At 52.2% G+C, this 1,076-nt stretch carries 2 rRNA genes; both read left to right on the top strand.

Annotated elements, in window-relative coordinates:
• A 16S ribosomal RNA gene (locus E1757_RS35610) occupies window positions 1–281 on the top strand; the annotation flags it as partial.
• A gap of 276 nt (window positions 282–557) precedes the next feature.
• Window positions 558–1,076 (top strand): 23S ribosomal RNA (locus tag E1757_RS35615); the annotation flags it as partial.

Consider the following 1,076-nt stretch of genomic DNA (forward strand, 5'->3'; position numbering starts at 1 on the left):
TCGCGAGATGGAGCGAATCCTTAGAAGCCGGTCTCAGTTCGGATTGCAGGCTGCAACTCGCCTGCATGAAGTCGGAATTGCTAGTAATCGCGGATCAGCATGCCGCGGTGAATACGTTCCCGGGTCTTGTACACACCGCCCGTCACACCACGAGAGTTTACAACACCCGAAGTCGGTGGGGTAACCCGCAAGGGAGCCAGCCGCCGAAGGTGGGGTAGATGATTGGGGTGAAGTCGTAACAAGGTAGCCGTATCGGAAGGTGCGGCTGGATCACCTCCTTTCTATGGAGTCCATGTTACTTGTAGGGTAACGGACATAAAGCAACTTTAAGTTGCAACAACATTCACTCGTTGCTCAGTTTTGAGAGGGCAACTCTCAAACACAACTGACAGCAGGCACGCTCAACTTGAGTGTAGCTGTTGCAGGATTGTTCCTTGAAAACTGGATACCGAAACCGTTGCAACTGTTCGATGCGTGAAACCATCGCAGTTGTCAACAACAAGCATAGAGCAAYAATCCAGACTCTATTCATTTGAATAGAGCATTATTAGCGGAAAAGTTAAGCTAATAAGAGCACACGGAGGATGCCTAGGCGCTAGGAGCCGACGAAGGACGTGGCGAACGACGAAATGCCTCGGGGAGCCGTAAGCAGGCTTCGATCCGGGGATGTCCGAATGGGGGAACCCACGTGAGGTAATGCTCACGTACCCAGCAGTGAATACATAGCTGCTGAGGAGGCATACGAGGGGAACTGAAACATCTAAGTACCCTCAGGAGAAGAAAACAAAMGTGATTCCGTCAGTAGCGGCGAGCGAAAGCGGAACAGCCCAAACCAAGGGGCTTGCCCCTTGGGGTTGTGGGACGTCAATGTGCGAAAAGTTGGTTAGGCGAAGCAGTCTGGAAAGGCTCATCAGAGAGGGTAACAATCCCGTAGCTCAAAACCAACGTATCGCTAGACGGATCCCGAGTACCGCGAGACACGTGAAACCTCGTGGGAAGCAGGCAGGACCATCTGCCAAGGCTAAATACTCCCTAGCGACCGATAGTGAAGCAGTACCGTGAGGGAAAGGTGAAAA

This window comes from Paenibacillus piri (assembly GCF_004354045.1).
Lineage (GTDB): Bacteria > Bacillota > Bacilli > Paenibacillales > NBRC-103111 > Paenibacillus_S > Paenibacillus_S piri.